Annotated in this window: 15 protein-coding genes; 11 read left to right on the top strand and 4 right to left on the bottom strand. The window is 47.4% G+C overall.

Annotated features, from left to right (window positions below):
• The first annotated feature begins 161 nt into the window (after window positions 1-161).
• Window positions 162-701 carry a DUF4303 domain-containing protein gene (locus V6668_RS24090; RefSeq protein ID WP_036673481.1) on the top strand — a complete coding sequence of 180 codons (540 nt, stop codon included), beginning with the start codon at window positions 162-164 and terminating at the stop codon, window positions 699-701.
• A gap of 160 nt (window positions 702-861) precedes the next feature.
• Here the strand turns inward: V6668_RS24090 and V6668_RS24085 are convergent, their stop codons facing one another.
• Window positions 862-1,209, bottom strand: coding sequence for a hypothetical protein (locus tag V6668_RS24085; RefSeq protein WP_338706931.1), 348 nt, complete (start codon window positions 1,207-1,209; stop codon window positions 862-864).
• Between the two features lie 209 nt (window positions 1,210-1,418).
• Between V6668_RS24085 and V6668_RS24080 the strand changes: the two genes are divergently transcribed.
• The 4 genes from V6668_RS24080 to V6668_RS24065 all read left to right on the top strand — a co-directional run bounded on the left by V6668_RS24080 (window position 1,419) and on the right by V6668_RS24065 (window position 4,773).
• The gene (locus V6668_RS24080; protein WP_338706930.1) at window positions 1,419-2,282 is read left to right on the top strand and encodes a MurR/RpiR family transcriptional regulator; all 864 of its coding nucleotides are present in this window, start codon (window positions 1,419-1,421) and stop codon (window positions 2,280-2,282) included.
• A gap of 9 nt (window positions 2,283-2,291) precedes the next feature.
• Window positions 2,292-3,020 (top strand): glucosamine-6-phosphate deaminase, encoded by a 729-nt coding sequence (gene nagB, locus V6668_RS24075; RefSeq protein ID WP_338708996.1) that lies wholly within the window; start codon window positions 2,292-2,294, stop codon window positions 3,018-3,020.
• Entirely contained in the window at window positions 3,017-4,237 is a 1,221-nt protein-coding gene (gene nagA, locus V6668_RS24070) for an N-acetylglucosamine-6-phosphate deacetylase (RefSeq protein WP_338706929.1), read from the top strand. Before nagB ends, nagA begins: the two co-directional genes overlap by 4 nt.
• 164 nt (window positions 4,238-4,401) lie before the next feature.
• Complete coding sequence (locus tag V6668_RS24065) at window positions 4,402-4,773, top strand: hypothetical protein (protein ID WP_338706928.1); 372 nt, start codon at window positions 4,402-4,404, stop codon at window positions 4,771-4,773.
• A gap of 819 nt (window positions 4,774-5,592) precedes the next feature.
• Here the strand turns inward: V6668_RS24065 and V6668_RS24060 are convergent.
• The 3 genes from V6668_RS24060 to V6668_RS24050 form a co-directional block, all read right to left on the bottom strand.
• Window positions 5,593-7,179: an oleate hydratase gene (locus V6668_RS24060; RefSeq protein WP_338706927.1), complete on the bottom strand. Its 1,587-nt coding sequence runs from the start codon at window positions 7,177-7,179 to the stop codon at window positions 5,593-5,595.
• Window positions 7,180-7,335: 156 nt separating this feature from the next.
• Window positions 7,336-7,911, bottom strand: coding sequence for a TetR-like C-terminal domain-containing protein (locus tag V6668_RS24055; protein WP_338706926.1), 576 nt, complete (start codon window positions 7,909-7,911; stop codon window positions 7,336-7,338).
• A gap of 1,101 nt (window positions 7,912-9,012) precedes the next feature.
• On the bottom strand, window positions 9,013-10,368 hold the full coding sequence (locus V6668_RS24050; protein WP_076253298.1) for a dipeptidase: 1,356 nt from the start codon (window positions 10,366-10,368) through the stop codon (window positions 9,013-9,015).
• A 215-nt stretch (window positions 10,369-10,583) separates the two neighbouring features.
• Between V6668_RS24050 and V6668_RS24045 the strand changes: the two genes are divergently transcribed.
• From V6668_RS24045 to V6668_RS24020, 6 genes are all read left to right on the top strand, one after another.
• Complete coding sequence (locus V6668_RS24045) at window positions 10,584-12,989, top strand: AraC family transcriptional regulator (RefSeq protein ID WP_338706925.1); 2,406 nt, start codon at window positions 10,584-10,586, stop codon at window positions 12,987-12,989.
• A gap of 348 nt (window positions 12,990-13,337) precedes the next feature.
• A complete protein-coding gene (locus V6668_RS24040) occupies window positions 13,338-14,252 on the top strand; it encodes an ABC transporter permease (protein ID WP_074097016.1) in 915 nt (304 codons plus the stop codon).
• A 12-nt stretch (window positions 14,253-14,264) separates the two neighbouring features.
• A complete protein-coding gene (locus V6668_RS24035) occupies window positions 14,265-15,152 on the top strand; it encodes a carbohydrate ABC transporter permease (RefSeq protein WP_017692544.1) in 888 nt (295 codons plus the stop codon).
• Window positions 15,153-15,170: 18 nt separating this feature from the next.
• Entirely contained in the window at window positions 15,171-16,676 is a 1,506-nt protein-coding gene (locus V6668_RS24030; protein ID WP_338706924.1) for an extracellular solute-binding protein, read from the top strand.
• 236 nt (window positions 16,677-16,912) lie between these two features.
• Window positions 16,913-20,263: a glycosyl hydrolase gene (locus V6668_RS24025; protein ID WP_338706923.1), complete on the top strand. Its 3,351-nt coding sequence runs from the start codon at window positions 16,913-16,915 to the stop codon at window positions 20,261-20,263.
• Between the two features lie 17 nt (window positions 20,264-20,280).
• Entirely contained in the window at window positions 20,281-21,102 is an 822-nt protein-coding gene (locus tag V6668_RS24020; protein WP_338706922.1) for a polysaccharide deacetylase family protein, read from the top strand.
• Window positions 21,103-21,130: the final 28 nt, after the last annotated feature.

Below are 21,130 nucleotides of genomic sequence, written 5' to 3'. Positions count from 1 at the left end.
CACGTTATTTGTAATTATGTGGTACCTTGTAGTTATTGAGAGACCTATATAGCAACAGGGCGGGGATATGAATATCTCGTTAAAGTTTTTGGGCCCAATTAATTTATGGTTTGAACAGACAATTGAATCTTAAACTGTATTAGCATGAAAGGATGAGCTGAGTGGACCGTTTTTTAAATGAATTTGAAAACCAATTTCGAGCGGGGTTTCTACCCGATCTGGAACAAACGCTGTCTAAAGTGCAGGATGAGAAAGTATATGCTTGTGCCTTTGGAACAGACAGTGATTGGGTTACCCTGTTTTTGGCGGTAAATACAGAGGAATCCCTGGCTGGGCATATTTCGAGTATGAATGAGCAAGGGCTGTGTGATAGCGAGCAGGACGAGATCTATTACAGATGGGGCTGCTCCGAATATCAATATGGCGAGGAGACGCACTTTAACCATATCAGTCGATTGTTGTATGCAACAGAGGATGTCCAGAAGTATAAAGATGAGATCATTCGAATCATTGCCAAAGTTGTGAATGAGACAGCAGATGAAGTTTTTGCCCGATATGGTCAAACCAAAGCAGACATTACGTTCTTCGTTTCTCTCACAGATGACGATTTGGCGGAGGAGATTGAGAATCAATCGGTCCATCAAATGACTGTACCCGGCTTAGCCAGCAAATTCTTAAAACGATATGATGACATGAATTAGACCGAGTTACCTTGAGTTGAGCGTTTAGTTGAATGGAAATTGCATTAAAACGAATTGAATCTTAGTACCGCGAAAGTCTTTCCTATTCTTTAACTAAACTAAAGAAGGAAGAGGCTTTTTTGTTTTAGCGTGAAAAAATGAAACAACCGAATCCATACACTTATTGATTCCTATTCATTTGAAGGAACGTCCTCCATTTTTTCTTCGAAAATGGCTGATAAAAGAGCTGCTCCAATTCCTCAAATTGTGCTTCGTTCAGATGAAGATGGAGTGCTCTTTTCGCAATTTTTGCGGCAGGCTGGGAAGCGGATTTCCTTCCTCCGGCTTTTCGTTTGATCGGAATATGAAATTGCAGCAGATCTTCAAGGTGATTCCAACCTTCCCAACTCAACCGACCTCCGCGTTTCCAGTCGATAGCATAGAGGGCATAATAGGCGTGTCCTTCTGTTTGTTTGGAAGCCATAATCCAGATGGAAGGAATGAGCTTTTCCCGTTGTCTTCGATTCATTAGAATTGCACCCCTCTCGATTCTCAATATAAAGGACATCAACTATGCGTATCAAGCAGGTGAGGGTCTATACACGCTCAGATCATTGCAAAAGTCATGTTAAATTCCTCTTGATTTGCAGGATCGTCTTGATTAAAATGAAGTTATAAAAATGATTTTCTTAATTCATTAAAAATAAATAAAAATAATTTTCATAAAGTGAGGTCCTCATGGCAGCCATATTACGTGCGTTGCAGCAAGAACTGAATAACCTTCCGTCTCAGGAGCGACGTATTGCCGAAGTCATTATGCAATCTCCATCGGACATTCCAGGCTGGACGATTAGTCATCTGGCAGAGCAGAGTGGCACAAGTGCGGCGACGGTAACCCGCTTTTGCAAGTCGTTTCATTTCAAAGGTTTTCCCGATTTCAAAATGAAACTCGCCGCAGAATTGTCCCACGCATCTGATGAAACAGCGTATCAGGATATTGTAGCGGGCAATTCCCTATCCAAAATTGTTGAAGCTATTGAAGCCAACCACCTCGCGTCTATTGCAGATACCACCCGTTTGCTGGATTTGGGCAGATTGGAGCAAGCCGTTCAATTATTGTGCCAGGCTCGCCGCATCGACCTGTACGGTGTGGCTACCTCGTCGATTGTTACACAGGATTTCTATCAGAAACTGGTGCGGATTGGTAAAAGCTGTACGGCTTTCTCCGACTCACACATGCAAATTACATCGGCATCTTCGCTCGCAGAGGGAGATGTGGCGATGGCCGTATCCTATTCAGGCGAAACACCAGAGACCATCGATGCCCTGCATTGTGCCAAAAAAGCCGGAGCTTCTACGATTTCACTGACTTCCTATGGCAGCAACACGCTTGCAACGGTATCGGATATCCCACTATTCACCTCTTCTCTGGAAGAAGGCATGAGGCGTGGAGATATGGCTTCACGTATTGCACTGCTGCATGTGGTCGATATTTTGTTCACAGGCATGGTAAGTGCCGACTTCGACCGTTTTATCCCCAGACTGGAACAATCCTATCACAATGTGCAATCTTATCGAGTCCAACACAACGGAGGTGCCTGACAGATGAAGATGAATATACGAATTTTTGAAAATGAAGAAGATTTGAACGCCACAGGTGCTGGCCTCATTGCCAGCTTGTTGCAAACCAAACCACGGGCTGTATTGGGGCTTGCGACAGGAAGTTCTCCTGTAGGCATATATAAACAGCTTATCACGTTATATCAGAAAGGGCTTGTCAGCTTCTCACAGGCTTCTTCTTTTAATCTCGATGAGTATGTCGGACTTCCAACAGAACATCGTGAAAGTTACCGCAGTTTTATGAATGAACAATTATTCAATCATATCGATGTAGATATTGCTAGAACGCAAGTGCCTGATGGTCAGGCTGCAGATCTGGAACAGGAATGTAATTCCTATGAACAACGGCTGGACGATCGTGGACCTGTAGATCTTCAACTGTTGGGTATTGGACATAATGGTCATATTGGCTTCAATGAACCGGGAACTGAACTTACAGGACGAACGCATGTCGTGGATCTGAAAGACGAGACGAGAAAGGCAAACGCACGCTTTTTTGACATCATTGATGAAGTTCCGGCTCAGGCGATTACAATGGGTGTCGGTACCATTTTGAAAGCCAAACAGATTCTGCTCATTGCCCGTGGCGAGGAAAAATCCGAGATTATTCGCGAAGCTTTTATGGGTCCAATCACAACGGCCTGTCCTGCATCGCTTTTGCAATGTCATCCAAATGTGGTGGTACTGCTGGACCGTGCAGCAGGGAGGCTGGTGAGATGACCGGAGCGAATAGCCATGAACCTGGGAGCCAGCGTGATGAAAATATTTCTCTTCTTCGGGGCAAGCTGCTCCTTTCAAATGAGATATTGGAAGACGGTGTATTAGCTTGGAGGGATGAGAAAATCCTCTATGCTGGGTTACCTGAAGGTCTGCCCGAACAGATTCGAAGAGAGGCTTTGCCGCTGTCAGTACCGGAATGTGGTCTCATTGTGCCTGGATTCATTGATATCCATGTGCATGGTGGGAATGGAGAAGACTTTATGGACGCAAGCCCGGAGGTGTTGGACAAGATCACTTCTTTCCATAGTACGCAGGGGACAACAGCGATGCTTGCGACTTCCATGACGGCTCCAAAAGAGCGACTGGATAACGTACTTGCTGAAGTGGACCGCTACCGTTCGAGTGGAATGCCATATGCACAGCTTGAGGGCGTGCACCTGGAAGGTCCATTTTTCAGTCCGAAATGGCCTGGTGCGCAAAATCCGGAACATATCATACTGCCTGATGTATCCTGGCTCGAAGCATGGGAGAAGCAATATCCTGGCCTGATCCGTCAAGTTACGTTGGCACCGGAACGTGAAGGCGCGCTGGAAGTCATTTCATGGCTGCGAGAACAACGGATTACAGCGGCACTCGGTCACACGGATGCGACCTATGAAGAGGTGGAGCGGGCAGTGGAAGCCGGACTGCATCATGCGGTTCATACATTCAATGCCATGACACCGTTGCATCATCGGCTACCCGGGGCTGCCGGAGCCGTGCTGAGTGATCCGCGCATCAGTGCTGAGGTAATTGCTGACGGCATTCATGTTCACCCTGCGGCGATATCGGTCTTGGCTCAGCTGAAGCAACATGATGATCAACTCGTTTTGATTACAGATGCCATGTCTGCTGCGGGATTGGATGATGGGGAGTACAAAATCGGCGACCTGCCCGTAATCGTGAAGCATGGGGAGGCCAGATTGAAGGACGACGGCGCACTGGCGGGAAGCACGCTGACGATGATTCGCGGTTTCCGTTACCTGGTAGAGGAAGTGGGCTTGAGTCTGAACGCTGCATCACGTGCAGCAAGTCTGACCCCGGCACGCCTGCTGGGCATTGATCATCGGACAGGTTCCCTGGCTCAAGGCAAGCAGGCAGATATCGTTTTGCTGAATGCGGAGCTGGATATTGAGGGTGTGTGGGTGAAGGGCAGACGGATCGGTGAGTCATATTAGATTTAGAAAATTAGTATCGTGCTAATAACTCTCATTTGTGATGCTTTAGTCTTCGGAGTTAAAACTTGGCTTTTATCTGTGTAGAGGCAACACCTTGCACAATATGTTAAAATAGATCTCAAAAAGACGGGATCTGCGGATCACGCATAACGGAGGCGTGAAACATGGAACGTAACGCTATGCTCGAACATGATCCGTTCATCACAGTGTTGGCGGAGAAGTTGCACATACACGGATATTATGCCTTTTATGGCGAGCATTACAATGAGACCGATATGGAGCTGTACCGCAGGCATCTGTTCACATCATTCAGCAACATCGTATGGGTAGAGCTGGATGCACGCAAAAAGTATATGATTGTGGATCATCGTGGACGTAACACAGTCATGAAACTGATCGAGGGTATGCTGAATACACGTAGAACGCTGCGAGCAAATCAGGCAATGACAGGTACGCACACCTCTGGAGTCCAGCAGGAGATCGCACATTTATCCAAGCTAGTGCACATGCTGAAGTTCACAACATTCCGCACATAAGCGAAGTGTGATATGTAGGCTGTAATAAGCGGCGTGAGTAAGAAGAGTAGAGTATAATATGTGTCTCATAAGCGATGAGTATCAACGAAAAAATTAAAATAAACACCAAGAATAATAAGAAAACTACAAGAGTATACGTGAGTAACATGGAAGAGTAATAAGTTAGGCTTCAAGAAAGAATGGACTAGGATCTCGAAAACAACATTTCACTACGATTCCATTCTCATAAGTAGTTTTCTCCGTAGGCCGCGTAGCGCTAACGAATCTGTGAAGCCTTATTTCAATGATTTGGCAGTCATAGAAAATGTAACGAATCTCAGACACGCTATTTAATGCAATTTAACGATATTTCGTTACTTAAACATGTCTAAAGCGCAAATAAGATGTCTACGATTCGTTAGATTTTCAAACCTGCGAAATTTCAAGTAATAAGGTTTGTGAGGTTCTTTAGACGACAGTTGGCAATCTCGATGAAAGCTATGGGTTGGACTTAGATAGTACACGAGTAAACGAAAGAGAGAGTCCTGTCATAGCTGACGGAACTCTCTCTATTTTCCTTATACAACGACTCTTCAGTTCAGCAACAACCATATTCACTCATTAACTCGTTCAACGGGGATGTAAGCTTCTGAAGCTAACTCATGTAGTAACTCATATCTTACTAACTTGGCACAATCCATAGAATTAAAATAACAAAGCTTCTAAAGATCACAAAGTTACTCACCGAATTCTATAGATATCTCCAAAGATCTATCCCCATCGACAGATCCATCCAACATTCCTTCATTCATCTAATGTCTGAATCCTCTATATAACTAGTTATCTAAACGAAGTCACAAAACTACTGAACAGCGTCCGAACATCATACTGATACTTATTGATCGGCTCAATTGGCCGGTTCTCTCCGAGAAGAGTGTAGACGGCGATCCGTGCTGCCCGGACCGAATATTCTTCCGTGAATACCACGTCATCGGGAATCTCGCAGAATTGGCTGATAAAGGCCAGGTTGGTGGAGCCTTCAGGTACAACCTTCGGTCTGTCGCTGTTTAGTCTAGGCATGAATTGCGCTGTAATGTATGGCATCATGCAAGGAATGCAGTTGGCGGTAGCCATGATGTCCTCTTGATGTTCCTGAAAATGAAGATGGCCGATCAACTCCTGCATAATCTCTTCCCCTGTACAGTCGCACATTCTTTTCTTCACGTAATCGCCCACGTTATCCGGGGATAATCCGTATCCCCAGAATACGTTGACATGCTCCGGCTGACCACGGAAGTGCGGCTGGAAGGCGAGAACGACAGACATGAACCAGCTGGAATCCTTGAAAGTAACCAGAGCACCGGTACCTGCCCGGTTGCGTGTGAATTTCTCCATCAGATCAAAGAAGACCGAATCCTGGAAGGTGACCGTGAACGATTCCCATTTGGACTCATCCACATGATCATTAAATGAAGAAGGATTGCCCAGCAACGGTTTCTTGGCGGCAATGTTCTCCCACAGCTTCCATGAGCTGCCCTTGCCGTTCAGTTTCGGTGCGGAAGTCATGGAGCCGATATCGGCCCCTTCGGTCATCGAACCGTTTGTGACAATGACGAGATCACCTTCGAGGATGTCAATGACTTCCTCTTCACCTTCCCTGAGCACATGCATCCGACTTACCGTAATGCCGTCTCCGTCTTTGAAATCCAGATCGGTAACCGTACATTTCAGGGTGAAATCTACGCCAAACGGCTCCAGGTAGTTATGCAATGGCAGGATAATCGAGTCATATTGGTTGAACGGTGTGCGGGTGACACCTTCCAGCGTTTGAATTCTTGGGAATTCGTGAAAAAAGCGAAGCATGTATCTTTTGAATTCCACGGCGCTATGCCAAGGCTGGAAAGCGAAGGTGGTCGCCCACATATACCAGAAGTTTGTTTTGAAAAAGTGAGGGCCAAACCAGTCGTTGATTCGCAATTTACCCAGCGTGTCTTCAGGAGTAATAATCAGTTTGCCCATCGCCAACCGGTCCGCCATATCAAAACCCATGGAGAGCACATCTTCGACCTTGCCGTCACGGTTGATGAGCCGCGCATTGGAATGTGTGGGATTGGCATCGTCAAATTCGGTGATTTCCTGTCGGACAGATATGCCCGGACGGTCGATGGAAGGGATGGAAGCCAGCAACTCCCACAGATTCTCATAGGCCTCGTCATTGAGCATCCGTCCGCCGCGGATGATATATCCTTGATCGGGATTACCAGCACCGTCATTGCTGCCGCCGAGAATCGACATTTCTTCGATAATGTGAATATGTTCTCCGGGAAAGTCACAATCTCTAACCAGATAAGCTGCACCCGCCAAAGATGCAATGCCGCCGCCTACAAAATAGACCTGTTTATTACCATGTTCTTTCTTCACGATCATTCGCCTCCAAAAGTTACTGTAATCACATCCCTAATGTAAACCTTGCAGGTTCCGTAAGGTATGATCAAAAGAAAGGGAGTGTCCAATTTTTGGTCACTTTTGGAAAAGTGTCTAAAACCTAGGCTTAGATCACATGTGAAAAAAAGCCGCGCATCCTTAAGTGGATGGCAGCTTGTTCTCATACCTGTGCAGTGCCCTCAGGACATTGCCTTCGATTAGCTCACTAAGCTTCTCAATAATCTGTTTTGGCGGTTCTTGCATATCGCCTCTCATCCATTGAATGATCAGCCCAGTGAAGGCCAGAGTATAGAAGTTGGCAACGAACTCTTTGTCTTCTCCGCGGACCTTAATCCCGCAGGCGAGTTCATCAATAACACCCATGATCAGATCATGGGTTACTTCATAGAGGTATACATCCAGATGGGTACGTCCGAGCGAGTCGAGTGTGTTGCAGCAGAACGTTTTGTTGTTCTCGATGTAACAAAAGATTTTATAGAATCCGTCCGTCCATGTGCTGTAGCTTCGGTACTCCGTAAGACTCTCCACCGCTTCAGTCTGATAGATCCACCCAAGCAGCGCGTAAATATCCTGAAAATGATAATAAAAGGTTTGCCTGTTCACGCCGCAATTCTCCACCAGATGTTTGACCGTAATCTTGTTCAATGGAGTATGCTCCATCAGTGATTTAAGCGAGTGAGCCAGCGCATTTTTGGTCAGGTGAGAAGTAGACACAACATTCACCTCATCATTTTGGATTAGCTTGCTGGGGTGTAAAGGTAGGTAAACACCTCATGGCAAAAGCCCCGCAGCGAAGTCGCTGAACATAAGCAAGTCAAAACGCAGGAATCCCGAAAGACCCTCCCATCCACAAAACCCCTTTAACTATCAACATCTTCGTTACCCGATCCACATCATACTCCATAAGGTTCATTCTAAGTACTGAATATCAATCGATTCAAACAAAACTCCAAAGGCCAACGCTTGAGTTATCTCTATCAAAACCCTTAAAAGTTAGCCGTCGTCTAAAACCAGTCACAATAAAGCAACCGCTGTAAAAGCTGAAACCTAGTGAAGGAGACCGAATCAAAAAAGACTATAAGGTCGCGTGTGTTATCTCCCATACACTAAACCATTAAAACCGAGACCTCGTCTATAAAATCAGTCATAGGAACAATGATAACGAAGTTATCGAGAAAAAAATCGAAAAAGTGTTCAGTAGCCCATCGTTAAGGTAATCTATCACACTAACCCATCAAAGTGAGACCCAATCCTTCGAAGCAGCCGCGATAAGGCTCCAACGTAACGATCGCGACAAAATCCAAAGAAAGCCTATAGGGCTGCCATGTTGTTATTACTAAAACACTAACCCATTTAAAAGTAAGTCTTCATCGTCTCCATCATAAAAAGCAGCCATCAAAAAAACTACAATTTCACCAAAGAAACAAGAAACAAGAAACAAGAAACAAGAAACAAGAAACAAGAACCAAAGAACCAAAGAACAAAGAACAAAGAACCAAAAAAAAGAATCAAAAAAAAGAACAAAGAAACAAAATAAATAACAAAAAAGACGACCCGAAGGCCGTCCTTTTGTTCTCTTAATTACACTAACCATTCAATAGTTAGCTCAATCCTAAAATCAGTCATGCGAGAAGCTGCAACGTAGTGAAGGGGACGAAATCGATTCTGAAGAAGCGGAGCGTTCGCCTTTATCCCCGGATTTCACCCTTTAGAAAGGGAATCAAGGAAATCCGGGGATAACAGCGATCTAAAGAACGATTCGGCCCCGGAACGTCCACTCAGCACGCTCTCATGATCTGGTTTTAAACACGATGTTTACAAACTCTTCAAAAACTGAACAATCGTCAACAACCCTTTATCAAAGTTCTCCAGGTTGAAGTGCTCGTTTGGTGCATGCAGGTTCTCATCCGGCAAACCAAAGCCCATCATAACAGCAGGGATTTCGAGTACACGTGAGAGTTTCTCAACAATCGGAATGGAGCCGCCATCTTTGGTAAAGAGGGCACGAACGCCATACACGTGCTCATACGCATCTGCTGCTTTTTGCAGAATTGGATTCGAAGGATCGGTATTGAAAGCAAAAGCTTTCTCGATCTGTTTCACATGCAGCGTTGCACCTGGTTGAACGTGAGCACGCAGATGTGCTTCGATACGATCCAATACATGTTGTGGATCTTGATCCGCCACGAGACGGCACGTAATTTTGGCATGAGCTTCCTTCGGAATAACCGTTTTGCTGCCTTCGCCCTGGAAACCACCCCATACGCCGTTGAGTTCCAATGTTGGACGAGCGCCTACACGTTCCACGAACGAGTAACCTTCTTCGCCGTACAATTGCTCCAGCCCAAGGTCTTGACGAAGCTGTTCTTCATTGAAGCCTTGTTTCACAAATTCTTCTCTCATCTCAGGAGACAGTGGCAGTACGCCGTCGTAGAAACCATCTACACTTACACGGCCTTGCTCATCATGCAACGAAGCGAGCAGGGATACGAGTGCGTGCAGTGCGTTAGGTACACCACCACCAAATGAACCGGAGTGCAAGTCGGTATTGGCTGTGTTCAGATCTACGTGAAGCGAGCAAAGGCCGCGCAGGCCTGTAGAGATCGCCGGTTTACCTTTTTCAAGCAAGGACGTATCCGAGATTAGTATCATGTCTGCACGCAGCTTGTCTGTATGTTCATTCAGATAGATGGGCAAGTTCGGGCTGGAGATTTCCTCTTCGCCTTCAATGCAGAACTTAATGTTAACTGGCAGTTCTTTGTTTTCGGCGAGAATGGCTTCAACTGCCTTGATATGTAGGAAAATCTGTCCTTTGTCATCCGTTGCACCACGGGCATACAGCTTGCCATCACGAACGGTAGGTTCAAAAGGAGGTGTCTCCCACAGGTTAAGCGGATCAACAGGTTGTACATCATAGTGTCCATAGATCAGAGCCGTCGGTTTGCCGGGTGCATGCAGGTGATCTGCATAGACAATCGGATGTCCAGCCGTTTGAATGACCTCTACGTTTTCCATACCTGCACGTGTGAGCGCATCTGCTGCCCATTGTGCTGCACGATTAATATCCTCTTTATGCTCTGAAATGGCAGAGATACTTGGAATGGACAACCATTCATTCAGTTCTGCCAGGTGTTTTTCTCTATTTTGTTCAAAATAAGTCTGTTCTTTCATTAAAAAGGCCTCCTTCATGTTTGCTATATCTCATTGTAATCCATTTTGTCATGTTAATAAAACATTGGTTAAAAAAATGATCGGTTACAGATCGTTTCATTCACCTGAGGATTGTGCGTATAATACAAGAAAAGGATTTCATCCATATATTCTCAGGGGAGTTGAGGAAGTTTCCATGACAGTCAGACCCGATGCAAGCAGGCAGGTGAGCAGCGATGGAACCGACTAGGAGCGATCGAATATTTGGCAGATTCAAGCGGTTATCCGATTTGAAGGCTGGAAGGCATAAAGGACGATTTTATCGAAACAGCCTCATGCTTATTTTACTCATTGCTAGCATTCCCGGACTAATCACAGGTATCGTCATGTATCAACAGGTTGTTGGCCGGATGGAAACTGAGTTCAATCAGATGCACCAGAACCAGATTGAGAACCGGGCACGTAATGTGGATGACCAGCTGGCTTATCTGGAGATGAACTTATCCCATTGGGCTTTTGAACCGAGGTTTGGCAATGCACTGCGAACGCTGGATTTTGTGTATTATTTTAATGAGACGCAGGAGATTGTGACTACCTTATACGTATTACAAGGTTCCCATCCACTGATCAAGTCAGCACAGCTGTATTTGCAGGAACCGAAGCCAATCTTGTTTAATCGGGATTATACCGAATTGAACGATGAAGCGAAAGTACAAGCCTATGATCGATACCTTTCCATGGGGAACCACGTGTACTGGACAGACTGGGTTTCCAGCACCAACAGAGATACCGAACTTTCGACCAACGATAGTCCACTGCATACGGATGCAGGCAATGCACTTGTTCTAGTACATAAGATACCAGGGGAGAGCATTAATCCGTTTGGTGCACTGATCATCACGCTGGATAACGAGAAAGTCGCCAGTTTATTGAAAACGCTTACTCCGTATGACGAAGGTTTAACGTTCCTTATGGATCAGGAAGGAAACACACTGGTTACCGGGAATCCGGGAACGGCGGGAGAGACTTCTGCTTTTGAGCAGCAGCTAAAAGAAGAAGTAGCCCTACATGCGGGCAGCCGCTCATTCCTGTTCCGATATGAGGATCAGACCTATTCTGTCTCATACGGTTCATTGAGCCGGATCGATTCAGACTGGACTTACGTCTCCGCAGCACCTTTGACCTCAGTCACTTCGCCAGTCAAACTGGTATCCAAAATCATCGTCATTGCCAGTGCAGGTAGTCTCATCCTGGGATTATTGTTATCCTGGTTTGCTTCCCACCGCATCTATTCGCCTATAGCACGGATGCTGCATCTGCTTACGCCTGGCAGAAACGAAACAACACCAACGGATGCCAAACTGGACGAGTTTGAGCTGCTGGAGCAACAGTGGAACGAGCTGACCTCTCGCAGTGTCACGGCACATCGCCAATTGCAGGAGCAACTTCCCCATCTGCGCGACAGTTTTGTCTTACAACTTGTGCAGGGGCATCTATATGCCTATAACGAGCAGGATCTTCAGCAGCGGATGCGTCATCTGGGATTTGAGTTGGAGGGCCAGCAGTTTTTGTTGGTGCAGATGTATTTTACGGGGTACGAGCAGCTGCAAGGCAGATTTGGAAGTCAGGACACGGGATTAGTCACCTTTGCAGCAGTGAATATTACACAGGAAGTTGCGAAAAATTATTTCAGGCAGATCAGTGTCATGAACTTTCATGACCTGTCTTCCGCCATGCTTGTGATCGCTCCCCAGGACGAACCTGTGAAGTCACAAGCGCTGTTATGGGGACGGGAACTGGTGGAGGTCATTGGACGTACGCTCAAAATGAAGGTGACCTTGATGGTCAGTCGCCCGGCAGCTTCACTTCAGGAACTGCCCGGACGATTCGTCGAGATGGAACAGGCCGTGGCTTATCGCAGTGTGGAGGAAGGAAGTCAGATTCTCGATCTGGAGGATGAGGCGTGTTTCCGCAGAAATGAAGCAGCTTCCTATCCGCTTGGGCTGGAACGGGAATTGTTACAGGCGGTCAGGCTGGGCAAACAAGCCGAAGCGGAACGTGTGCTGGAACAATTCATGAGTGAGATTACGCGGACGGGCAGTACCGAATTTCAGGTGCAACAGATGATGCTTCAATTGCTTGGCAGCATTCAGCACATGATGCTGCAAACGGGTGTCACACCTTATAAGCTGTTTGGTGGTTACAACATGTATGAGCAACTATCCGGTATTCGTGAACCTGTACAGATGAAGCAATGGATGATGAATGAGGTACTCATACCTTATATACAAGAGGTTGAGGTACGATCGCAGGAACCGCTGAAACTGGTGGTGGAACGAACGATGTTGTATATCGATACACATTACCGCAGCGACATTTCGCTGGAGAATTGTGCTGACGAGGAGCAGATGACACCTTATGCACTGAGTAAGGCTTTCAAACAGGTATCGGGCATCAACTTTATTGATTATTTGACACGTGTGAGAATGGATGCGGCGAAGCAATTGTTGCGGGAGACAACGATGAAAATCAATGATGTTGCAGCGGCTGTGGGATATCAGCACAGTTATTTTAATCGGATCTTCAAGAAACAGGAGGGAGTTACCCCGAGTCAGTATCGCGATCAATGGTTTGGGCAATAACCGTTTATATCTTTGTCATTTCAGACCGGCATTTGGCTTTAGCGGATGCCGGGTTTTTCTTTTTTTTACCGTGATACAAAGAAGGATAAACCCGCAAAAATGTGCAATTCTACCCGCTACGTTATGTGCAATTTCTTGTGAAAATGGCGTTATAGCGGGCTTTTCGGCCATCATGTCGTAGCAATGCAAAAAATGAAGGTTGCCGGAAACCAGGCGTCTGTATAGTCTGAATAACAGGTTAATTGATAACGCTTACATCGTTGAGGGAGGGGAGACATGATGAACGGGAAGACGGACTGGAATACCAACGGCACTGCAACCACCCAAGCGGATAGGGCCACAAGGCCCATGAGACGAGAGTCTAATTGGAAAAGGCAGATCAAACGAAACAAGTGGTTATATGTGCTTGTGCTTCCCGGCTTTTTGTACTTTGTCATCTTTAAATACTTGCCCATGTGGGGGATCATCATTGCCTTTCAGGACTACCAGCCTTTCCTGGGCATCCGGGAGAGTAACTGGGTAGGGCTAGAGAACTTTACGAACTTTTTCTCCAATCCGGACTTCTTCCGACTATTACGCAATACGCTGGTCCTTGCCCTGTATGATCTCATCTTCTTTTTCCCGGCACCAATCATTATCGCTTTGTTATTAAATGAAATTCGGGTCGCTTTCTTCAAAAGAACGATTCAAACGCTGGTCTATGTACCCCATTTTGTATCGATGGTTATTATCGCCAGTATCACGTACGTGTTCCTGACCCCGCAGGGCGGAGTGTTATACGACCTGATCGCCTGGATTACAGGCAAGCCTATTGATGTACTCTCCAGTCCCGGTTCGTTCCGTCCGCTCATTATTGTTCAGATGATGTGGAAGGAGATGGGTTGGGGCACAATCATTTTCTTGGCAGCCCTCGCAGGTGTCGATACGGAACAATATGAAGCCTCCATTGTGGATGGCGCCGGACGATTACGGCGGATGTGGCATATCACGCTTCCAGCCATTCGTACGACCATAGTCATTTTGCTCATTCTCAGACTGGGGAACTTCCTCGATACCGGATTTGAACAGATCTATCTAATGACCAACTCCCTCAACCGGGATGTGGCAGATGTATTTGATACGTATGTGTACACGGTGGGGATTACGCAAGGTGCATTCAGTTACAGTACCGCTGTGGGACTATTCAAGTCTGTGGTGGGGATCATCCTGGTGCTCGGCAGTAATAAACTTGCGAAAAAATTCGGCCATCCCGGAATTTATTAAGGAGGAGCGCCCATGAACAGCCGTCTATACAACAGCCCTGCCGGCAAGGTATTTGATATCTTCAATTACGTCATGCTGGGGATTCTGGGCATATTAACCGTCCTTCCGTTCCTGTATATTATAGGGAATTCTTTCGCAACGGAAGCCGAGATCACCGAACGCAGTTTTTTCCTCATTCCGAAGGTGTTTTCCTTCAGCGCGTATGAGTATATTTTCTCCTCGTCCACGATCTTTCGTAGCATTGGTGTTTCCATTTTCATCACGGTGGCAGGTACACTGGTCAATCTGTTCTTCACACTAACGATGGCCTATCCACTATCCAGAAGTGATTTCTGGGGCCGTAACGTCATGATGAACATGGTGATTTTCTCGATGTTATTCGGTGGTGGCATGATTCCAACGTATCTCGTCATTCGTGGACTGGGACTGCTCGATTCTTACTGGGCCCTTATGCTTCCTGGCGCGATCAGCGCTTTTAACTTAATCGTTGTCAAAAACTTTTTTCAGCAAATGCCGCCCGGGCTGGAGGAAGCGGCCCGCATCGACGGCTGTTCGGATCTCGGGGTGCTGTGGCGAATTGTTCTGCCTTTATCAAAGCCAGTCATTGCCACGTTTGCCTTGTTCTACGCCGTAGGCCACTGGAACAATTTTTTCTCGGCACTGCTGTACATTTCCGACAGTGACAAATGGCCGTTACAAGTCATGCTGAGACAGATCGTGTTACTTTCGCAAGCCAGTGTGGGAGATATGGCTAACATGGACCCCAATTTTGTGCAGCCACCAGAGCAGTCAATCAAAATGGCGGTGATCGTTGTAGGTACCATTCCGATTTTGCTGGTGTATCCGTTTTTGCAGAAGCATTTTGCCAAAGGTGTCATGTTAGGTTCAATCAAAGGCTAAAGCCAAGGGGGAGAACGTATGGGACAAAAAACGGGATTCAAAAAAGGTGCACTGCTACTCTCTGCGTCACTGGTATTGAGTACGATTTTAGGAGCATGCTCCACGGACAAAGAAAGTTCAGGAACCGCTGCGGGTGGAACCGACGAAATTACCATTATGCTTCCGAACTTCGAAGCGGAGAATCCGCCGGAGAACAGCCCTGTCATCCAGAAGCTTGAAGAACTGACCAAGGTGGATGTGAACCTGCAGTGGGTGCCAAGCAGCTCGTATGAAGACAAATTCAACATTACACTGGCCTCGGGAAAGCTGCCTCAGATTATGGTGGTGTTAGGGAAGTCTCCAAGTTTTATTAATGCGGCACGAACCGGAGCATTCTGGGAGCTTGGTCCTTATCTGAAAGATTATCCGAATCTGAGTCAACTGAATGAAGTCATCACCAACAATGCATCAATCGATGGCAAAACCTATGGGATCTACCGGGCACGGGCCCTGGGACGTAACGGGGTTACAATCCGCAAAGATTGGCTGGAGAATCTGGGGCTCGAAGAGCCGAAGACGATTGATGAATTTTACAATGTATTAAAAGCTTTCACGAAGGATGATCCGGACGGTAACGGCAAGGATGATACGTACGGTCTGGTTGCCAGCAAATTCACGGGCCCGTGGGATAACATGCAGGTATGGTTCGGTGCGCCCAACAAATGGGGAGATGATGGCAGCGGAGGCCTGATCCCGGCGCATGAGACAGCAGAATACATGGAAGCCCTGAAATTTTTCCGGCAAATCTATAGCGAAGGTCTGGTGAACAAGGACTTTGCCGTGATGGATGCAACGAAACTTCCTGATCCATTTGTGAATGGGCAAGCCGGTGTCATGGTGGATGTAGCAGATAATGCGCAGCGGATGGATCAGAAAATACTCGATAAAGACCCTAATGCGACAGGACGTGTGGATGTGCTGCAAGCGATGGAAGGTCCAAAGGGATTACGTGATATGCCAACGTCCGGTTACTCCGGCCTGATTGCGATCTCCAAAAGCAGTGTCAAAACGGAAGAAGACCTGAAGAAGGTACTGAGCTTTCTGGATCAGCTGAATGAACCGGAGTTGCAGGCATTGTTGTACAACGGACTGGAAGGCAAGCAGTATGAGAAAAAAGAAGACTACATCATACCGAGCACTGACAAGCTTGCGCTCCGCGACCTGCAGGGTTTAAATCAGATTTTGATGTTTGTGCCGGAAGACAGAACGCTTCGTGTACAACAGACACCTGTCCGTGAAAAGGTTGCACAGGTGCAGAAAGCCAACGAAGAGATTGTCATCGCCAATCCTGGCGAACCGCTGATCTCTGATGTTTACGCTCAGAAAGGACCACAGCTGGACAATATCATCAACGATGCGCGGATCAAATATATCGTAGGTCAGATTGATGAGAAAGGATTCGAAGATGCTGTTGCCCTGTGGAAGAATAACGGCGGAGACGATTATGTAAAAGAAGTTAATGAACTATACGCTGCACTGAAGTAGTCGTATAAGCCAAAGCCCGGTAGCCGTACTTTCAGCGTAACGGAAACAGCCGGGCTTTTCTTATCGCTGTGATGGCTTGATCCATGAACAAAATTTCATCCAAATTTCTGGAAAACACGACTTCCTGAATATGGTTTTTGATGTATAATCAAAGCGAAACAAACCTATATGAACTTAAATGAACGTTATTGGTAAAGTTTAACGACTACTCTTGAACATGCAGGGAGGAAGGCAACATGTGGAACGGGGATGCTTTTGAAAATCCCGAGGCGCAGTACAGGGTCCATCCCTTTTGGTTCTGGAACGGGGATATGGAAGAAGAGCAGGTTAAGCGGCAGGTGGCTGAGATGGCCACGCAAGGTGTAGGCGGATTCTTCATCTGTCCGCGTCAGGGACTACAGATTCCCTATCTCTCTGAAGCGTGGTTCGATAAGGTGCGGGTTGCAGTGCGGGCAGCTGCCGACCATGGCATGCAGGTATGGTTATATGACGAATATCCATATCCAAGCGGGATGGCTGGTGGGGAAGTGACCCTTGATTTCCCTGAAGCGAAGCAGCGACAGCTCGTGCATCACCAACTGGTGGTTCAGGGCGGAGAAGCTGTGGAGCTGGAGTTACCGTGGGGACGAGTCTTGGTTGCCAAGGCGATTCCCAAGAATGAACAGGGCAAGCGTCTGTGGCATGGGGCCATCGATCTGCGCAGCAAAATCGGCAATATCCAGACCGATCAGGTCTATCAGGAGACCGGACTCACATCGTATAACCGTAAGCGGTTCTTCACCTACCGAACAGCATTCCGCATGTTGTGGGAAGTTCCGGCAGGTGATTGGGAGTTGATTATATTTCAGGAAAAAGAGATCGATGATTTCAAATATTACGGCAACTTTGTTGATCCTTGCCACAAGGAAGCGATGAGTCGTTTTATTGAACTGACACATGAGCGTTATAAGTCAGCGGTTGGAGATCAATTTGAAAGCGTAATCAAAGGCATGTTCTCGGATGAGATCGCACCACTGGGTCGTATCCCCTGGTCGCCACAACTTCCCCGTTATTTCAGTGAGCGTTGTGGTTATAGTCTGATCGATTCGCTACCGGCCCTGATATATGGTGATGTTCCGGACGCGCATCGAATTCGGTATGACTATTACCAGTCGCTGCACCTGCTTCTCCGGGAGTCCTATCACAAACAGGTGCATGATTGGTGTGAGGAAGCAGGAATCCAGTATGCGGCTGAAGTGCCTGGCGTACGGATGACCACCCAGTTGTTCAGCCATATGCCAGGTGGTGATTCGGCACATGAGAAAATCGGACGATCCTTATCGTGGATTCTGGAACGATATGGCCAAAAGATGCGTGACAATCCCAAGATGGTCAGTTCGCTTGCCCGGCAATTGGGCCGAAGCCGCAATCTGATTGAATGTTTTCACAGTGTAGGCTGGTCCATGACGCTACAGGATGCCAAGTGGATGATTGATCGAATGGCCGCCATGGGCACCAATTTTTATAACTTTCACGCCTTTTTCTATACGATTGGTGGGCTGGCAAAGCATGATGCACCGCCATCTCAATTTTTACAGAATCCCTACTGGAAGCATTTCCGGCAGTTGGGGGATTACACCGGACGTTTGAGCTATCTCATGAGCACCGGAACAGCAGACATTCGTATTGCCGTGCTTGACCCAACGACGACATTCTGGAGTCTGATGGGTAATCCGCTCCATGGATTTGAGTATAGCGGCGAGGACGAAACCGAGCGAGTACAACTGGATCGTCTAACGAAGGACTGGATGCGGATCACGACACATCTGCTCGAAAACAGACGGGACTATGATCACCTTGACCCCGAATTGTTGGCTGAAGCTGACTTAACGGATGGCATCATTCAGATCGGCGTTGCCCGTTATGACGTACTGATTCTGCCACCGATGCTGAATCTGGAGGCCGCGGCCTGGGAACAGGTGAAGCGATTTGTTCGGCAGGGAGGAACTGTCATCTCTGTTGGGATGCCTCCGTATATTGCGATTCAGCCGGGAAGTCCGGAGGGAGAGGAAGCTGCCCAGTTCTTTGGTGCGGGCGAGCAGCCGCAAGAGGTGTACTGGGGCCGTAACGTGACAACAGATCACGATAAACGTGAAACCATGTGGCATCAGGGTGAGGAGAATGCCTATTTTCTACCCGCAGGAACGGGCCAAGGAGATGACTTTTCGCTGGAGCTGATCTCTCTCCTGCTCGATCAGGTATTGCCCGAACCCATCTGTTGGATCATGGAGGAGGAAAGTGCATCTCTGCTGATGCACACCCGTCAATTGTCGGCTGGAGAGCACATGGTTTTCTTGACTAATCAGGAGGGTCAGGACCTGAAAGGTCAATTGAAGCTGGTCGCCAGACAGCTGTGGGATGGAACGGAGTTGACAGAGGGTGCTTGTCTTGTGGCAGAACGACTTGATCTGGAGACAGGACAGCTTCAGACATTACCGTATACGAGCAGTGGCGGGGAATGGTGCATTTCACTAACGCTGGCGCCTTATGAAGCACATGCTGTTCGTCTTACTTTACAACCTGCGAAGGAAGAGGAATTAACAACGAAGGTGGATGTAACAGACAAAACGGGCTCGACGTTCGGAGCGGATGTATCGGCAGGAGCTAATCAAGCCCGTAAGATCATGGTCCCTTCGGAAGGGCCATGGCGACTGGAAACGGTGCAGCCTAACATTTTGCGAATGGGACAATTCCATCTTCAGGCTTCCAATGCTAATGGTTTGATTCTGGAAAGCCAGCATGTAGCTGTAAAACCGTTTATTGATCAAGCGGCAGAATTATCGGAGCAGCATCTGCCAGTCCAGTTTAAACAGGTGTTTGGCACACCGAAAAAGGCATCCGTTGCTTACCCGATCGAGTGCCGTTATACGACCACATTTGAGCTGAGAACGGCATTGCCTGCATGCCTGTTATTCATGGACAGAGCGGCGATCTCGGGCACTTGGTCCATGGAGATTAATGGGCAACCACTTGGAAAAGAACAGTTCGATCCAATCGAAATAACCGACCACAATAACATCGCTTGTGACATTACGGAGCTGCTGCACAGCGGTCTCAATGAAATGACGGTGATTGTGCAGGTGACGAAAGATGAGGATGGCATCGTTGATCCCTTGTATCTACAAGGTAGATTCGGCGTAGAGTTTCATCATGAAGGCATGGCTTCGCTTGTACGGGAGTCGGATACGGCCCTTCGTATCGGACCTGAACCGCAGCCACTGTATTCCCATTTTGCCGGGGAAATGAGTTATAAACGCACGTTCTGGTTAGATGAGCCAGGGGAAGATATGACCACGTTTGAACTGGAATTCAGCGATTGGCGGGTACAGGATGTGGTGGAAGTGCGGGTAAACGGACATAGCCTGGGTGTAAGATGCTGGTCTCCGTATCGCTGGAAGGGAGATACATCATGGCTTCGACCTGGGGATAACGACATTGAAGTGCAGATTACCAACACATTGATTGGCCTGCTGGAAGGTACGTATTTTGATTCGGAACATCATCGATTACAGGATGCAGGTCATATACCTGTTGAAGAATTGGGATAAAGGAGTGGAAGTAAGGGATGGGACATCGTATTCAGTTTGACCGCTATCCAGGTGGTGTGATGAAAGCGTTAACGCTCAGTTATGACGATGGAGTGGTACATGATCGCAGACTGGTGGAAATCTGTAATCGGTATGGTCTGCGGGGAACCTTTAATCTGAACTCCGGTACGCTAGGCAGTCCAGGCCGCATTGAGGCTGGGGAAGTCGCTGAACTGTATACGGGGCATGAAGTAGCCGTTCACACGGTTACTCACCCTACGCTACCTTATGTTCCGAATGAACTATTGACCGAAGAGATTATCCAAGACCGAAAAGCATTGGAGCAGCTCGTCGGTTATCCGGTACGAGGCATGGCTTATCCCAACGGAGGGTACGACCGTGCGTTAAGTACAAAGCTGGAGTGGCTTGGCATCGATTATGCCCGTACCGTTGAATCACATGGCAGATACACATTGCCAGACCGACCCCTTGAATGGCATCCGACCTGCCATCATAACCATGATTTGGCGGCGCATGCCGAACGTTTTATCCAACATTCCAAAACAGGTACGCCACTATTGCTCTACGTCTGGGGTCACAGCTATGAGTTCAATGACAACGACAACTGGGAGATCATCGAACAGTTCGGTGAGCAGATTGGCGGCAGGAACGACATCTGGTACGCCACGAACATCGAAGTGATCGCCTATTGGAAAGCCGTACAACGATTGGAGTGTTCGGCCGATCGATCCATCATCCATAATCCGTCTGCCATCCCGGTATGGTTCACGGCAGATCAGCAGGTTGTTGAAGTGCAGGGCGGAGAGACATTGCGGCTAAGCGAACGAATCAAGGTATAAGGAAGGGAGCTGACGATCATTCGTTATT

The sequence above is a fragment of the Paenibacillus amylolyticus genome, from assembly GCF_036894225.1.
In the GTDB taxonomy this organism is placed as follows: domain Bacteria; phylum Bacillota; class Bacilli; order Paenibacillales; family Paenibacillaceae; genus Paenibacillus; species Paenibacillus amylolyticus.
This window is presented reverse-complemented; position numbering and strand designations above follow the sequence as displayed.

What these genes read in the sequence shown, in the direction of transcription:
- V6668_RS24085 (WP_338706931.1), bottom strand. Translation starts at nt 1,209, where the DNA reads ATGAATCGAAGACAACGGGAAAAGCTCATTCCTTCCATCTGGATTATG.
- V6668_RS24080 (WP_338706930.1), top strand. Translation starts at nt 1,419, where the DNA reads ATGGCAGCCATATTACGTGCGTTGCAGCAAGAACTGAATAACCTTCCG.
- nagB (WP_338708996.1), top strand. Translation starts at nt 2,292, where the DNA reads ATGAATATACGAATTTTTGAAAATGAAGAAGATTTGAACGCCACAGGT.
- nagA (WP_338706929.1), top strand. Translation starts at nt 3,017, where the DNA reads ATGACCGGAGCGAATAGCCATGAACCTGGGAGCCAGCGTGATGAAAAT.
- V6668_RS24065 (WP_338706928.1), top strand. Translation starts at nt 4,402, where the DNA reads ATGGAACGTAACGCTATGCTCGAACATGATCCGTTCATCACAGTGTTG.
- V6668_RS24060 (WP_338706927.1), bottom strand. Translation starts at nt 7,179, where the DNA reads ATGATCGTGAAGAAAGAACATGGTAATAAACAGGTCTATTTTGTAGGC.
- V6668_RS24050 (WP_076253298.1), bottom strand. Translation starts at nt 10,368, where the DNA reads ATGAAAGAACAGACTTATTTTGAACAAAATAGAGAAAAACACCTGGCA.
- V6668_RS24045 (WP_338706925.1), top strand. Translation starts at nt 10,584, where the DNA reads ATGGAACCGACTAGGAGCGATCGAATATTTGGCAGATTCAAGCGGTTA.
- V6668_RS24040 (WP_074097016.1), top strand. Translation starts at nt 13,338, where the DNA reads ATGAGACGAGAGTCTAATTGGAAAAGGCAGATCAAACGAAACAAGTGG.
- V6668_RS24035 (WP_017692544.1), top strand. Translation starts at nt 14,265, where the DNA reads ATGAACAGCCGTCTATACAACAGCCCTGCCGGCAAGGTATTTGATATC.
- V6668_RS24030 (WP_338706924.1), top strand. Translation starts at nt 15,171, where the DNA reads ATGGGACAAAAAACGGGATTCAAAAAAGGTGCACTGCTACTCTCTGCG.
- V6668_RS24025 (WP_338706923.1), top strand. Translation starts at nt 16,913, where the DNA reads ATGTGGAACGGGGATGCTTTTGAAAATCCCGAGGCGCAGTACAGGGTC.
- V6668_RS24020 (WP_338706922.1), top strand. Translation starts at nt 20,281, where the DNA reads ATGGGACATCGTATTCAGTTTGACCGCTATCCAGGTGGTGTGATGAAA.